This window comes from Mesorhizobium sp. dw_380, assembly GCF_018588885.1.
GTDB lineage: Bacteria > Pseudomonadota > Alphaproteobacteria > Rhizobiales > Rhizobiaceae > Mesorhizobium.
Genome location: NZ_JAFFIW010000013.1, coordinates 126,041 through 138,705, shown reverse-complemented (window position 1 = coordinate 138,705; position 12,665 = coordinate 126,041). Strand labels below are relative to the sequence as shown.

Here is a 12,665-nt window from a genome sequence, read left to right as displayed (position 1 = left end):
TAGCCAGAACCGTCGCAATGTGCAACGCGGAATGACGTCACATTAAGGCGCAATTGGGAAAATTCCGGCCGGCGGATTTTGCCGCGACGAAAGCGCCGCGCATCCCCGACATGCGCAAATGGCGCCTTGCGATCTTCATATTTGGCGCACGATCTTTTCCGAAAACCGATTACACTTTTGGGGATCGTGCGCTAAGCCAATCGGCATGATTGAGGCAAATGAAAGCTCGAGCGCGCGAGGCGGGGTCGCGGTGGTGATCGTCGCCGCCGGCCGCGGCGCTCGTGCCGGGCAGGCCAATGGGCCCAAGCAGTACCAAAACATCGGTGGCCGCGCCGTGATTGCGCATACGCTGGAGATGTTTCTGGCCCATCCGCAGACGGGCCAGATCGTCGTCGCCATCCATGCCGACGACCACGAACTGTTCCGGCAGGCGGCGGGCCTTCATGCGCAACGCGTCACCGCCGTCGTTGGCGGGCCGACCAGGCAGGAGTCCGTCCGCCTCGGCTTGCTTGCGCTCAAGGACCACGCGCCGGACCGGGTTCTGATTCACGATGCCGTCCGCCCTTTCGTCGACGCGGAATTGATCGACCGCATCATCGCCGCCATCGGCGAGAATGAAGGGGCATTGCCCGCGCTGCCCGTCGCCGACACGCTGAAGCGCGAATCGACGTCCGGCGTGGTTGCGGAAACCGTTTCCCGCAGCGGGCTACACGCGGCACAAACGCCGCAAGGTTTCCCCTACGGGCCGATTCTTGCCGCACACGACAAGGCCCATCAGCTCGGCAAGCTGGATTTCACCGACGACGCGGCGATCGCCGAATGGGCGCATATTCCAGTCAAGCTCGTTCCGGGCTCGCCGGACAATATCAAACTTACCTGGGCACGGGATATCGCCATGGCGCACCAGCGGCTTTCCAGCGAACGAACACTCTTCCCCGACATCCGCACCGGCAACGGCTACGACGTCCATGCGTTCGAAGCCGGCGACCACGTCACCTTGTGCGGCGTCGCCATTCCGCATGACAAGAAACTGTCCGGCCATTCCGACGCCGACGTTGGGCTGCACGCCCTCACCGATGCGCTGCTGGCGACCTGCGGCGCCGGCGACATCGGCACGCATTTCCCGCCGTCGGATCCGCAATGGAAAGGTGCTGCGTCCCGTATATTCGTCGAACATGCGGCAAGAGTGGTACGCGAGCGCGGCGGGCGCATCGCCAATGCCGATATCACGCTGATCTGCGAGGCGCCGCGCGTCGGTCCGCACCGCGAGGCCATGACGTCAGCCCTGTCGCAGATGTTGGGGATTTCCGCCGACCGCATCTCCATCAAGGCGACAACCAACGAGAAGCTCGGCTTCGTCGGCCGCGAGGAAGGCATCGCAGCGATCGCTACCGCCAGCGTGGTGTTTCCCGGCGAGGTGCCGGAATGAGCAACAGCGCGCTGGCAACCGCTTTATTCGAGGCCTGCCGGGAGCGCGGCATCATGGTCGCGACGGCGGAAAGCTGCACCGGCGGCATGATCATCGCCGCGCTGACCGACATTGCCGGCTCCTCCGCCGTGGTCGATCGCGGCTTCATCACCTATTCCAACGAAGCCAAGGTGGACATGCTTGGCGTTCGCGCCTCAACGCTGGACGTGCATGGTGCCGTTTCCCGCGAAACGGCGATCGAGATGGCAAAAGGCGCGCTTGCCCGTTCTCGGGCCGGGCTTGCTCTCGCCGTGACCGGCATCGCCGGACCCGGCGGCGGTTCGGCGGAAAAGCCGGTCGGCCTGGTGTGGTTCGGCATTGGCCTGGACGGCGAGACCGTGACGGTAGAACACAGGCTGTTTGCCGACAAGGGCCGCGATTTCGTTCGTCAAGAGACCGTCAAGCGCGCGCTGGAACTTGGTCTGCGTGCACTTGGACAACGTCAGGCCGACGGTGCAGCGCCATAAATGACGTTGGCGCGCTTTTCGAAAGCCTCGGCGAACATGCGGAAGGCGCGGTCGAACATGGTGCCCATCACCGCGCCGAGGATGCGGCTCTTGAATTCGTAGTCGATGAAGAAGCGCACTGTGCACCCGGGGCCGTCGGGTTCGAAACGCCAGACATTGCTCAGATATTTGAACGGGCCGTCAATGTACTTAACATCGATGGCGTTCTCGTCGGGCTTCAGCAGGACCTGCGTCGTAAAGGTCTCGCGGATCGCCTTGTAGCCGATGCTCATATCGGCGACGAGAACGGTGCGTCCGTCACGCTCCTTGCGCGAGCGCACCGTCAGCGCTTCGCAGAGCGGCAGGAATTGCGGATAGGCCTCGACGTCGGCAACCAGCGCAAACATCTGCTGCGGCGTATGAGCAACGCGGCGGGTGGCTTCGAATTTCGGCATGAACCCTGCGCTAGACCGACTTCTGGAGCTGCGCCTCGCGCGCCGCACGCAGTCTGGCGAAATCGTCGCCGGCATGGTGCGACGAACGCGTCAGCGGGCTCGATGCCACCAGCAGGAAACCCTTGGTCCGGCCGATCGTCTCGAAGGACTTGAACTCCTCCGGGGTGACGAAGCGGATCACCGGATGGTGCTTCTTCGACGGCTGCAGATATTGGCCGATGGTCATGAAGTCGACATTGGCCGAACGCAGATCGTCCATCAGCTGCAGGATTTCATTCCGCTCCTCACCCAGCCCCACCATGATGCCGGACTTGGTGAAGATCGAAGGGTCGAGTTCCTTGACCCGCTGCAACAGCCGGATCGAGTGGAAATAGCGGGCGCCCGGCCGAACCGTCAGATAGTTCGACGGCACGGTTTCGAGATTGTGGTTGAAGACGTCGGGTTTGGCCGCCACGACGATCTCCAGCGCGCCGTCCTTGCGCAGGAAATCGGGCGTCAGGATTTCGATCGTGGTCGACGGCGTTGCCGCCCGGATCGCGCGGATGACGTCGGCGAAGTGCTGTGCGCCGCCATCGGCGAGATCGTCGCGGTCGACCGAAGTGATGACGACGTGGCTGAGCCCCATCTGCTTGACGGCATGCGCGACGCGCGCCGGCTCGTCGGGGTCGAGTGCCGTCGGAATGCCGGTGGCGACATTGCAGAAAGCGCAGGCGCGGGTGCATATCTCGCCCATGATCATGAAGGTGGCGTGCTTCTTTTCCCAGCACTCACCGATGTTCGGGCAACCGGCCTCTTCGCAGACGGTCACCAGCTTGTGCGATTTGACGATCTCGCGCGTCTCGGCATAGCCCTTCGAGACCGGCGCCTTGACGCGAATCCAGTCTGGCTTGCGCAACACCTCCTGGTCGGGCTTGTGCGCCTTCTCGGGATGCCGCAGCCGCGGCGCGTTGGCGATCGTGTCGAGGACAGTGACCATCTGAACCCTGGCTTTTCTCGCGACCGCCCGTCGGCGATCGTCATTTTAACGTCATCTAGGACTTTTCGGCGCAAAGAAAAAGGCTGCAGGAGCGCATGCCACTACAACCGTTTTCGCATGGCCAGAACGATATCGACTAGCGGCGCACCAGGCGACCGACCCAGATCAGCAGGCAGGCACCGATGAAGCCGGTGACGAGATAGGCGGTCCAACCGACGCCGAAGACACCGATATTCAAGGCCTGCAGGATGGCATTCAGCACGACGGCGCCAACGATGCCCATGACAATGTTCATGAAGATGCCGGTGTTGCTCTTCATGACCATTTCCGCGAGCCAGCCTGCCAGGCCGCCGATGATGATGGCTGCGATCCAGCCCACGCCGTTCAAGTGCATATGCCTTCTCCTTGCGAGAGTAAAAATGCATCCGGAAACGAAGTACCTTGCCGTCGAGATCCCAGGGCTTTCGCGGCTGAGTCTCTTGCGGCGAATCTATCATGCGTTCAGCGCGCGACCATAGGCGTCGAGCACGCTTTCCTTCATCATCTCCGACAGCGTCGGATGCGGGAAGATGGTGTGCATCAGCTCTTCCTCGGTCGTTTCGAGGTTCATCGCCACGACAAAGCCCTGGATCAGTTCGGTCACCTCGGCGCCGACCATATGCGCGCCGAGCAACTGACCGGTCTTCCTGTCGAAGATGGTCTTGATGAACCCCTGGTCCTCGCCGAGCGCGATCGCCTTGCCGTTGGCGGCGAACTGGAAGCGGCCGACGCGGATATCCTTGCCCTCGGCCTTGGCCTTGGCTTCCGTCAGGCCAACGGAGGCGACCTGCGGATTGCAATAGGTGCAGCCGGGGATCTTCAGCTTGTCGGTGGCATGCACGCCTGGAAAATTGGCGATCTTCTCGACGCACACCACGCCCTCATGCTCGGCCTTGTGGGCAAGCATCGGCGGGCCGGCGACATCGCCGATCGCATAGATGCCGGGCACGTTCGTCTTGCCGTAACCGTCGACGACGACGCAGCCTCGCTCCGTCTTCACGCCAAGCGCCTCAAGCCCGAGATTTTCGATGTTGCCCTGGACGCCTACTGCCGAGATCATGCGGTCGGCGGTGATCTTCTCGACCTTGCCGTCCTTCATCTCGACATGCGCGGTGACCGAGTTGGCACCCTTCTCGACCTTGGTCACCTTGGCTTCGAGAATGATCTTCATGCCCTGCTTTTCGAATTGCTTCTGCGCGAATTTCGAGACTTCGGCGTCCTCGACCGGCATCACAGCGGGCAAGAGTTCGACGACCGTCACATCGGCACCCATGGTGCGGTAGAAGGACGCGAATTCGATGCCGATGGCGCCTGAGCCCATCACCAGCAGCGACTTCGGCATCTCCTTCGGCACCATGGCTTCGAAATAGGTCCAGATCAGCTTGCCGTCCGGCTCGATGCCGGGCAGCGCGCGCGGCCGGGCGCCGGTCGCCAGGATGATGTGCTTGGCGGTGTAGGTGCCCTCGCCCTTGATGCCTTTCGGCACTGGCGGCTGCGGCTCCATCGGCTTCTTCGCCGTCTTGGACACGACGATCTCGCCGGGTTTCGACAGCTTGGCTTCGCCCCAGATGACGTCGACCTTGTTCTTCTTCATCAGGAAGGCAACGCCGCCATTGAGCCGCAGCGAAACCTTGCGCGACCGGTCGACGACAGCGGCGGTATCGGCGCTGATTTTGCCGCCGTCGAGCTTCAGGCCATAGTCCTTCAGGTGATCCGAATAGTGCATGATCTCGGCCGAGCGCAGCAGCGCCTTGGTCGGGATGCAGCCCCAATTGAGGCAGATGCCGCCGAGATGCTCGCGCTCGACGATCGCCGTCTTGAAGCCAAGCTGGGCGGAACGCACCGCCGTGACATAGCCGCCGGGACCGGAGCCGATGATGATGACGTCGTAGTTCTCAGCCACGGTTTTTCTCCTTACTCACAGTTCCAGCATGACACGCACGACCGGCGTCAGCGCCTTGCCGATGTTCCGCGTGTTTTCGGCGTCGAGGTGGACGCCGTCGAGCGGTGTGGTGATGGCCACCGCGCCGGCATCGAAGAAGCCGCAGCCGGCTTCGTCGGCCAGCCCGGCATATTGCGGTGCCAGCTGCTTCGAGGCGTCATCGCCGCCAGCAAACATTTCCTTGAAATCGGCATTTTCAGTGCGGCTGACGACAGGTGGCGAAACAATCAGGATCTGCGGCGCCGGCCAGTCGAACGGATAGTCGTGGCCGCGCACAATGTCGATCAGCCGCTGGATGCCTTGCTTGGCGGCGACCGGATTGCCGTGGATCCATGGCTTCATGTCATTGGCGCCGAGCATGATAACGATCAGGTCGATCGGCGCGTGCGTCGTCAGCACCGTGGGCAGCAGCCGCGCGCCGTTGCGGTCGGCGCCGGCAAGATGATCGTCGAAGGCGGTGGTGCGGCCATTGAGACCATCAGCGATGACCTGGACGCCACCGCCGAGGCCAGCCTGCAGCACGCTTGGCCAGCGATCCTCGAGCGCATGTCGCCCGCCTTCGGCATTGTAACCCCAGGTCAGCGAGTCGCCGTAGCAAAGCACCGTCTTCATCCGCTCAACCCGCCTATGTCTGCCTTGCCGCGTTTCACCCGCCGGCGAATCCGGAAATGATCAGGACGAAAAGGCTGGTGACGAATTTCCTCACCGCCCTCTCCTTTCCTACACCAGCATGCCCATCGGGTTCTCGATCAGCCGTTTGAAGGCGACCAGCAGTTCGGCACCGAGCGCTCCGTCGACGGCGCGATGATCGGTAGACAGCGTCACCGACATGATGGTGGCGATTTTGATCTCGCCATTCTTGACCACCGCCCGCTCTTCACCGGCACCAACCGCCAGGATCGTCGCATGCGGCGGGTTGATCACGGCGGCAAAGTCCTTGATGCCGAACATGCCGAGGTTGGACACGGCCGTGGTGCCGCCCTGATACTCTTCGGGCTTCAGCTTGCGGCTGCGCGCCCGGCTCGCCAGGTCCTTCATCTCGTTGGAGATGGTGGACAGCGTCTTTTCGTCGGCGCGTCGGATGATCGGCGTGATCAGGCCGCCGGGGATCGAGACGGCGACACCGACATCGGCATGCTTGTGCTTCACCATGGCGCTTTCGGTCCATGACGCATTGGCATCCGGCACCGCCTTCAAAGCCATGGCCATCGCCTTGATCACCATGTCGTTGACCGACAGCTTGTAGGCCGGCGCCTCGCCCTTGTCGGTCTTCTTCACCGGGGCCGCCGCGTTGATCTGCGTGCGCAGTGCCAGCAGTGCATCGAGCTCGCAGTCGAGCGTCAGGTAGAAATGCGGGATGGTGGTCTTGGCCTCGACGAGGCGGCGCGCGATGGTCTTGCGCATATTGTCATGCGGGACGAGCTCGTAGGAGCCTTCCTCGAACAGCTTCAGCACCTGTTCGTCGGACATCGCCTTCGCCGTCGGAGCGGCGGCAGCAGGCGCGCCAGCCGGAGCCTTGGCCGCGGGTGCTGCTTTGGCACCGCCGCCGGCAATCGCGGCATCGACGTCAGCTTTCACCACCCGGCCATGCGGGCCGGTTCCGGTCACCGCCGACACATCGACGCCCGCATCCTTGGCGATGCGGCGCGCAAGTGGTGAGGCAAAGGTGCGACCTTCACCCTCCCCCTTGTGGGGAGGGCCGGCCGGCCTTCCGGCCGGGGTGGGGGTTGCGGCGGCGGGTTCACCCCCACCCGCGCCTGCGGCGCGACCTCCCCCATCGGAGGGGGAGGTGGGAGCCTCAGCCTTTGGTGCCTCGGCTTTGGGAGCATCCGCTTTCGCAGGCGCTGCACCACCGTTTTTCGCGGCGGCGCTCGCATCCTCGCCCTCAGCCGCAAGCACGGCGATCAGCGCGTTGACCTTGACGCCTTCGGTGCCGGCCGGAACAACGAGCTTTGCAACCGTGCCCTCATCGACGGCTTCGACTTCCATCGTCGCCTTGTCGGTTTCGATTTCGGCGATGACATCGCCGGGCGAAACCTTGTCGCCCTCCTTGACCAGCCACTTCGACAGATTGCCCTCTTCCATCGTCGGTGACAGGGCCGGCATGGTGATGTTGATTGGCATTTTGTCCTCCCGCCCGGTTCAGCGATACGCGACGGCTTTGACCGCCTCGATGACCTCGCCGACATTCGGCAATGCCAGCTTCTCGAGGTTCGCCGCATAGGGCATCGGCACGTCCTTGCCGGCAATGGTGATGACCGGAGCGTCGAGGAAATCGAAGGCGCGCAGCGAGACCTGGTTGGCGATATGGTCGCCGACCGAGTTCTGCGGAAAGCCTTCTTCCACCACGACCAGCCGGTTGGTCTTCTTGACCGACGCGATGACGGTGTCGAGGTCGAGCGGACGGATGGTCCTGAGGTCGATGATCTCGGCGTCGATGCCCATGCCGCGCAGTTCGGCCTCAGCCTTGACCGCATAGGTCATGCCGATGCCGAAGGACACGATGGTGACATCCTTGCCCGATTTGTGGATGCGCGCCTTGCCGATCGGCAGCACGAAATCATCCAGCTTCGGCACGTCGAAGGACTGGCCGTAGAGGATTTCGTTCTCGAGGAAGATGATCGGGTTCGGATCGCGGATCGCCGCCTTGAGCAGGCCCTTGGCGTCAGCGGCCGTATACGGCATCACCACCTTCAGGCCCGGAATGTGGCTGTACCAGGCGGCATAGCACTGCGAGTGCTGGGCGGCGACGCGGGCAGCCGCCCCGTTGGGCCCACGGAACACGATCGGCGCGCCCATCTGGCCGCCCGACATATAGAGCGTCTTGGCGGCGGAGTTGATGATCTGGTCGATCGCCTGCATGGCGAAGTTGAAGGTCATGAACTCGACGATCGGCTTCAGGCCGGCCATTGCAGCACCAACGCCAACCCCGGCAAAACCATGTTCGGTGATCGGCGTGTCGACGACACGACGCGGTCCGAATTCCTGCAGCAGCCCTTGCGTGATCTTGTAGGCGCCCTGGTACTCGGCGACTTCCTCGCCCATGACGAAGACATCGCCGTCGCGGCGCATCTCCTCGGCCATGGCATCGCGCAATGCTTCGCGAACCGTCGTCGAGACCATTTCCGTGCCGGCCGGGATATCCGGATCGGCGGCGATTTCCGTTTTCGGAGCGGCCGCGACAGGTGCCGCGGCTGGCCTTGCGGCCTCCGCCTTCTCCTCGGTTGGAGCATCAGCGTTTGCGGGTGCTTCCGCCTTGGCGGGAGCCACGGACTTGCCGATATCGCCGGCATTCTCGCCGTCCTGCAGCAAGACGGCGATCGGCGTGTTGACCTTGACGCCTTCGGTGCCGGCGCTGATCAGGATCTTGCCCAGCGTGCCTTCGTCGACGGCTTCCACTTCCATCGTCGCCTTGTCGGTTTCGATCTCGGCGAGGACGTCGCCGGCGACGACCTTGTCGCCCTCGTTCTTCAACCACTTGGAAAGATTGCCCTCTTCCATGGTCGGCGAGAGAGCGGGCATGAGAATTTCAATCGGCATGTCCTGGCCCTCCCTTACAATACGATATCGGTCCAGAGCTCGGACGGATCCGGCTCCGCGTCGTTCTGGGCGAATTCGGCGGCGTCCGCGACGATGTCACGGACCTGCTTGTCGATGGTCTTCAATTCGTCCTCGGTTGCCCACTTCTTCTCGATCAGCCGCGTCTTGACCTGCTCGATCGGGTCATGCTCGGAGCGCATCTTCTGCACTTCTTCCTTCGAGCGGTACTTTGCGGGGTCCGACATCGAGTGACCGCGATAGCGGTAGGTCTGCATCTCAAGGATCAGCGGGCCGTTGCCGGCGCGGCACCATTCGGTGGCGAGATCGCCGGCAGCCTTGACCGCGCGCACATCCATACCGTCAACCTGAATGCCGGGAATCTTGAACGAGGCGCCGCGATGCGAAAAATCCGTCTCGGCGGAAGAGCGCGAGACCGAGGTGCCCATGGCGTAGCGGTTGTTTTCGATGATGTAGATCACCGGCAGCTTCCACAGCGAGGCCATGTTGAAGCTTTCATAGACCTGGCCCTGGTTGGCGGCGCCGTCGCCGAAATACGTCAGCGAGACATTGTTGTTGTCGCGATAGCGGTTGGCGAAGGCCAAGCCCGTGCCGAGCGACACCTGCGCGCCGACAATGCCGTGGCCGCCGTAAAAATGCTTCTCCTTGGAGAACATGTGCATGGAGCCGCCCTTGCCCCGCGACAGGCCGCCGCGACGGCCGGTCAGCTCGGACATGACGCCGCGCGGCGAGAGCTCCATCGCCAGCATGTGGCCGTGGTCGCGATAGGCCGTGATCATCTGATCGCCATCGATCAGCGCCATCTTCATGCCGGTGACGACGGCTTCCTGGCCGATATAGAGGTGGCAGAAGCCGCCGATGAAGCCCATGCCGTAGAGCTGGCCGGCCTTTTCCTCGAAGCGGCGGATGAGCAGCATGTGCCGGTAGGCGGCAAGCTCTTCGTCCTTGGTGAATTCAGCAGGCTTGGGCGCTGAAAGCCCCGATTTGCCGTCGGATTTCGATTTGGCAGGCGCTTTTCTGGCTGCGGTGGCCATGCATCACTCCCTGTTGGCGTCTCTTTGCGGACATTAGGGCCGGATGAAATCCGCCCTGGGAGATCAGCTCTCCCCACCGATTTATGCAAGGCTAACACGCGTCACAGCGTTGCGCCATGACGAATTTGCATAGCTGGCATGCGCCTAAGGGATTAAAATCATTGAAAATATTGGTGATTAACTGAAAGTCAGTTATTTCGACGATGCCGGTAGCATGATGGTGATTTCATCAGCCTGGGACAGGTTGAGCGCCTTGCGCGCCTGCTCGTCGAGCATGTCCTTCTCCAGCGTGCCGTCATGCATGAGCCGAACGCGCCGTTCGAGCTCCATCCGTCGGGCCTTGACGGCGTCAAGCTGGGCCTGCAGCGCGACAGTCTGCGCTTCCAGCTGATATTTCGAGTTGATGCCGAACTCACCGTGATAGGCATGAAAGCCGAAATAGGCCAGGAACACCGCGCATAGGGAGGGGATGATCAGCCGGCCGGTATTTCTCTGCTTGTGCTGACGCGTCCACATAGCCCGTTTCCTCGCGGCCGCGAACTCAGGCGGCTCACGATCTTTTTCGCCCGATTGTGCTTAACGGACGGTTACGGATGGCCGGTATGGCTGTGCTCAGATGAAAAAGGGCGGGAATGATCCCGCCCTCGAGCAATAGTGGGATGGCGTTTTCGGATCAGCTCTTGATTACCGACTTGCCGGCGTAACGCGCCTGCTTGCCGAGTTCTTCCTCGATGCGGATCAGCTGGTTGTATTTGGCCATGCGGTCAGAGCGCGACAGCGAACCGGTCTTGATCTGTCCGCAGTTGGTCGCGACGGCTAGATCGGCGATGGTCGAATCTTCGGTTTCGCCCGAGCGGTGCGACATGACGGCGGTATAGCCGGCCTTGTGCGCGGTCTCGACCGCGTCGAGCGTTTCGGTCAGCGAGCCGATCTGGTTGACCTTGACCAGGATCGAATTGGCAACGCCCATGCGGATGCCGTCGCGCAGGCGCGCCGTGTTGGTGACGAAGAGGTCGTCGCCGACCAGCTGCGTTTGCTTGCCGATCAAGTCGGTCAGGTACTTCCAGCCTTCCCAGTCATCCTCGGCCAGGCCGTCCTCGATCGAGATGATCGGATAGTCGGCGGCGAGCTTGGCGAGGTACTTTGCCTGTGCCTTGGGATCACGCGTCTTCTTCTCGCCCTCATAGACGTAGTTGCCGTCCTTGAAGAACTCGGTCGCGGCGCAGTCGAGGCCGAGCGCGATCTCCTCGCCCGGCTTGAAGCCGGCCTTCTCGATCGACTCCATAATGAAATCGAGCGCCACCGGCGCGCTCTTCAGGTTCGGGGCAAAGCCGCCCTCGTCACCGACATTGGTGTTATGGCCGGCATCCTTCAGCTTCTTGCGCAGCGTGTGGAAGATTTCCGAGCCCCAGCGCACACCTTCGCGCAAAGTCGGTGCACCGACCGGCAGGATCATGAACTCCTGGAAATCGATCGGGTTGTCGGCATGCGCGCCGCCGTTGATGATGTTCATCATCGGCACCGGCAGGATATGGGCCTTGGTGCCGCCGACATAACGGTAGAGCGGCAGGCCGGCGGCATCGGCCGCGGCCTTGGCCACCGCCAGCGAGACACCGAGGATGGCGTTGGCGCCGAGCCGGCTCTTGTTGGGCGTGCCATCGAGTTCGATCATCGTCTGGTCGATATGGATCTGGTTCTCGGCTTCCATGCCGCCGATCGCCTCGAACAGCTCTCCGTTGACCGCCTCGACGGCCTTCAGCACGCCCTTGCCGAGATAACGGGCGCCGCCGTCGCGAAGCTCGACGGCTTCGTGCGCGCCGGTCGAGGCCCCCGACGGCACCGCGGCCCGGCCCATCGAACCGTCTTCGAGCACGACATCGACCTCGACGGTCGGGTTTCCACGGCTGTCCAGGATTTCACGTCCGACAATGTCGATGATGGCGGTCATTGCGATGTCCCCGATTGATCTGACGAAAGGTCGCGCCCGTCTTAGCCAAAGCGACGCAAAAGGCAATCCAGCCACGGCTGAATAGTGCCGCGCTCGCGATTCACGAAGCGCAAATTTCTGTCATCATAAGTCATGCCGCCGGCGACGCATTCCAGGTTATGGCTGTTGTCGCGCGGGGCGAAACAGGAGGAGTTTCGCCATGTCTGAGTTGAGCGGTATCGTCAGTCTGTTCCTGATCGCGGCGGCGTTCCTGACGTCATGCGACAATCAGCAGTCGCCGCCAAAGGCCAGCGCGCCTTTGCCGGCCTTGCATATCAGCGGATAGCATCGCGCTGAATCAAAAAGGGCCTCGTCGAGAGGGGCCCTTTTTTTGAATGTCACATCAATGCCAGTAAGGCGTGACCTTGTAGTACCTGTACGACTCGTCACGCGCTCTCTCACCGTCGGCGCCGGCCAGTTCGTTGATCGAATGGGCGGGCGCTGCCTTCAGCTGTTCCTTGGAGAAGGGTACGACATAGCCACCCTTGTCCTCATCATAGTCGAGACTTGCCCAAGGGATGGCATGGTACTTCTCGGCAATGCCAAGAAAGCCGCCAAACCCGATCACAGCAAACATGATGCCATTCGATGTCTTATCGAGCATGACGTCCTCGATGCTGCCGATGCTCTTGCCTTCGGTGTTGTAGACCGATGTGCCGATGACTCGCGAAGCGGCAATGGCCTGGGTGTGGCCTGTCTGAGTTGTCATGGCGTGCTCCTCATTGTCGTTAAACTCTGCTTCGACAATGAGAGGGACGGG

General features: G+C 62.3%; 14 protein-coding genes. 3 read left to right on the top strand and 11 right to left on the bottom strand.

Annotation, left to right across the window (positions count from 1 at the left end; all coding sequences use genetic code 11):
• Positions 1 to 205: 205 nt before the first annotated feature.
• A complete protein-coding gene (locus JT360_RS15815; protein WP_214472572.1) occupies positions 206 to 1,429 on the top strand; it encodes a bifunctional 2-C-methyl-D-erythritol 4-phosphate cytidylyltransferase/2-C-methyl-D-erythritol 2,4-cyclodiphosphate synthase in 1,224 nt (407 codons plus the stop codon).
• Complete coding sequence (locus tag JT360_RS15810; RefSeq protein ID WP_214472571.1) at positions 1,426 to 1,935, top strand: CinA family protein; 510 nt, start codon at positions 1,426 to 1,428, stop codon at positions 1,933 to 1,935. The genes JT360_RS15815 and JT360_RS15810 overlap by 4 nt, the downstream gene beginning before the upstream one ends.
• On the opposite strand, the gene JT360_RS15805 is transcribed toward JT360_RS15810, so the two are convergent.
• From JT360_RS15805 to eno, 10 genes are all read right to left on the bottom strand, one after another.
• Positions 1,911 to 2,369 carry a type II toxin-antitoxin system RatA family toxin gene (locus JT360_RS15805; RefSeq protein ID WP_214472570.1) on the bottom strand — a complete coding sequence of 153 codons (459 nt, stop codon included), beginning with the start codon at positions 2,367 to 2,369 and terminating at the stop codon, positions 1,911 to 1,913. The two genes, JT360_RS15810 and JT360_RS15805, sit on opposite strands and share 25 nt — an antisense overlap.
• Positions 2,370 to 2,379: 10 nt before the next feature.
• Positions 2,380 to 3,345, bottom strand: a complete 966-nt coding sequence (gene lipA / locus JT360_RS15800; protein ID WP_214472569.1) for a lipoyl synthase — start codon at positions 3,343 to 3,345, stop codon at positions 2,380 to 2,382.
• A 136-nt stretch (positions 3,346 to 3,481) separates the two neighbouring features.
• Positions 3,482 to 3,739: a GlsB/YeaQ/YmgE family stress response membrane protein gene (locus JT360_RS15795; RefSeq protein ID WP_214472568.1), complete on the bottom strand. Its 258-nt coding sequence runs from the start codon at positions 3,737 to 3,739 to the stop codon at positions 3,482 to 3,484.
• A gap of 99 nt (positions 3,740 to 3,838) precedes the next feature.
• Positions 3,839 to 5,287: a dihydrolipoyl dehydrogenase gene (lpdA, locus tag JT360_RS15790; RefSeq protein WP_214472567.1), complete on the bottom strand. Its 1,449-nt coding sequence runs from the start codon at positions 5,285 to 5,287 to the stop codon at positions 3,839 to 3,841.
• Between the two features lie 15 nt (positions 5,288 to 5,302).
• Entirely contained in the window at positions 5,303 to 5,938 is a 636-nt protein-coding gene (locus tag JT360_RS15785) for an SGNH/GDSL hydrolase family protein (protein ID WP_214472566.1), read from the bottom strand.
• A gap of 108 nt (positions 5,939 to 6,046) precedes the next feature.
• On the bottom strand, positions 6,047 to 7,450 hold the full coding sequence (locus JT360_RS15780) for a pyruvate dehydrogenase complex dihydrolipoamide acetyltransferase (RefSeq protein WP_214472565.1): 1,404 nt from the start codon (positions 7,448 to 7,450) through the stop codon (positions 6,047 to 6,049).
• 18 nt (positions 7,451 to 7,468) lie between these two features.
• Entirely contained in the window at positions 7,469 to 8,866 is a 1,398-nt protein-coding gene (locus JT360_RS15775; RefSeq protein WP_214472564.1) for a pyruvate dehydrogenase complex E1 component subunit beta, read from the bottom strand.
• A 14-nt stretch (positions 8,867 to 8,880) separates the two neighbouring features.
• Positions 8,881 to 9,918 (bottom strand): pyruvate dehydrogenase (acetyl-transferring) E1 component subunit alpha, encoded by a 1,038-nt coding sequence (pdhA, locus tag JT360_RS15770; RefSeq protein WP_214472563.1) that lies wholly within the window; start codon positions 9,916 to 9,918, stop codon positions 8,881 to 8,883.
• A 192-nt stretch (positions 9,919 to 10,110) separates the two neighbouring features.
• Complete coding sequence (locus JT360_RS15765; RefSeq protein ID WP_214472562.1) at positions 10,111 to 10,434, bottom strand: FtsB family cell division protein; 324 nt, start codon at positions 10,432 to 10,434, stop codon at positions 10,111 to 10,113.
• Between the two features lie 157 nt (positions 10,435 to 10,591).
• A complete protein-coding gene (gene eno / locus JT360_RS15760; protein ID WP_214472561.1) occupies positions 10,592 to 11,866 on the bottom strand; it encodes a phosphopyruvate hydratase in 1,275 nt (424 codons plus the stop codon).
• A gap of 199 nt (positions 11,867 to 12,065) precedes the next feature.
• Between eno and JT360_RS33975 the strand changes: the two genes are divergently transcribed.
• Positions 12,066 to 12,191, top strand: a complete 126-nt coding sequence (locus JT360_RS33975) for a hypothetical protein (RefSeq protein ID WP_284731743.1) — start codon at positions 12,066 to 12,068, stop codon at positions 12,189 to 12,191.
• A 57-nt stretch (positions 12,192 to 12,248) separates the two neighbouring features.
• On the opposite strand, the gene JT360_RS15755 is transcribed toward JT360_RS33975, so the two are convergent.
• Positions 12,249 to 12,614 (bottom strand): PRC-barrel domain-containing protein, encoded by a 366-nt coding sequence (locus JT360_RS15755; RefSeq protein WP_214472560.1) that lies wholly within the window; start codon positions 12,612 to 12,614, stop codon positions 12,249 to 12,251.
• Positions 12,615 to 12,665 lie beyond the last annotated feature (51 nt).